Source organism: Streptomyces durbertensis (assembly GCF_014156695.1).
Classification (GTDB): Bacteria; Actinomycetota; Actinomycetes; order Streptomycetales; family Streptomycetaceae; genus Streptomyces; species Streptomyces durbertensis.
Window position 1 is genome coordinate 1 of sequence record NZ_WMLF01000669.1, and the last position, 1960, is coordinate 1960.

At 74.7% G+C, this 1960-nt stretch carries 1 protein-coding gene; it reads right to left on the reverse strand.

From position 1 onward, the window contains the following. Positions 1 to 1960: ABC transporter permease (locus GL263_RS25755; RefSeq protein ID WP_182858143.1), on the reverse strand; the 1960-nt coding region annotated here is incomplete at both ends.

Below are 1960 nucleotides of genomic sequence, written 5' to 3' on the forward strand. Positions count from 1 at the left end.
GGGCTGGGTGAGGCGGTCGAGGAGGATGCCGAGGCAGACGATGGCGGCGCCGGCCGGCAGGCCGAGCGCGAGGTCGGCCTTGGAGAGGCCGGTGACGACGTCGTTGCCGAGTGCGCCGCCGCCGACCATGCCGGCGATGACCACGATGGACAGGACCAGCACCACGCCCTGGTTGACGGCGACCAGCAGGGCGCCGCGGGCGAGCGGGAGTTGGACGTCCTTGAGCTGCTGCCAGCCGGTGGCGCCGAGCGACCGGGCGGCCTCCAGGGTGGCGGGGTCGACTCCGCGCACGCCCTGGGCGGTGATCCGGACGACGGCCGGCAGGGCGAAGACCACGGCGGCGGCGATACCGGCGGCGCGGCCCGCGGAGAACAGCGCGATGACCGGGATCAGGTACACGAACTGCGGCATCGTCTGCATGGTGTCGAGCACCGGCCGCAGGAGTCGGTCGAGCCAGTCCAGGCGGGCGGCGAGCACGCCGATGACAAAGCCGAGCGCGAGGGTGACCAGCAGGGCGAGCAGCACCTGGGAGAGGGTGTCGAGCGACTTGCTCCACAGGCCCATGACGCCGATCGCGGCGAGCGCGAGGGTCGCGCTGACGGCGGCGCGCAGCCGGCCGACGGCCCAGCCGAGCACGGCGGTGAGCAGCAGCAGCGCCCACCACGGCGTGGCCTGGAGGCCGGAACGCAGCGGGTTGAGCAACCACTCGGTGAAGTTCTGCGACCACACGAGGGTGCCGCCGAGCACCGGGACGCCCTCGCCGAGGTGGTTCTCGAACCAGCCGAGGAAGTCGTCGACGGGGGTGGCGACGTCGATCGTCCAGTGCGCCGGCCAGTAGGTGTCGCCGAGGCGGGGCCCGAACACGTACAGGGCGGCGGCGACCGCGGCGAGCCCGAGGCGGCCGGGCAGGCCGCGCAGGCGGGCGGCGAGGCCGGTGGCCTCCCCCTGCCGGCTCTCGTCGAGTCGGGCGCCGGCCGCCGAGGTGGTGCGGTCCAGCAGGACGGCGAGCAGCACGATGGCGAGGCCGGCGGCGAACGCCTGGCCGACGAAGAGCTGCTGCAGCGCGCTGTAGATCTCGTCGCCGAGGCCGCCGGCGCCGACGACCGAGGCGAGCACGACCATGGAGAGGCACATCATGATCGTCTGGTTGAGGCCGAGCAGCATCTCCTTGCGGGCCAGCGGGAGCCGCGCGGTGCGCAGGAGTTGCAGCCGTCCGGCGCCGAGGGAGGTGGCGGCCTCGATGGCGGCGGGGTCGGCGGAACGCAGGCCGAGCGAGGTGAGGCGGGCCATCGGCGGGGCGGCGTAGATGACGGTGGCGGCGAGCGCCGAGGGCACGCCGATGTCGAAGAGCAGCACGAACGGCAGCAGGTAGGCGAAGGCCGGCATGACCTGCATGGCGTCGAAGACCGGGCGCAGGATCCTCTCGCAGCGGTCGGAGAGGCCGGCGGCGAGGCCGAGCAGGACGCCGAGGGCGGCGGAGACGGCGACGGCGACGGCCATCAGCGCCAGTGTCTCCATGGTGGGCCGCCACATGTCGAGCAGTCCGCAGGCGGCGAAGACGCCGAGCGCGGTGGCGCCGGTGCGCAGGGCGCGGCGGCTGAGGTCGGCACCGCCGGCGTACCAGGCGACGAGTGTGCCGAGGGCGGTGACGCCGACCCAGCCGAGGGTGTCGAAGATGTCGACGAGGCCGTCGACGGAGCTCTGCGCGGCGTTGCTGAGGTGGAGGAGGAAGTAGAGGAAGAGCCAGTGCGACTCGCGGTTGTCGATGAGCCAGCCGTCGAGGTCGGCGAGCGGCGCGCCCACGTCGTAGGTGAGCGCGGCGGGCCAGGCGGCGGCGTCGGTGACGAGCGCGCCGACGACCGCGACGGCGGCGGCGAACAGCAGCAGCACGGCCGCCGGGCGGGCGGCGAGGGCGGCGAGCCGGCCGGGGGGCCTGGGGGCGGCCGGCGCGCGCTCGGGG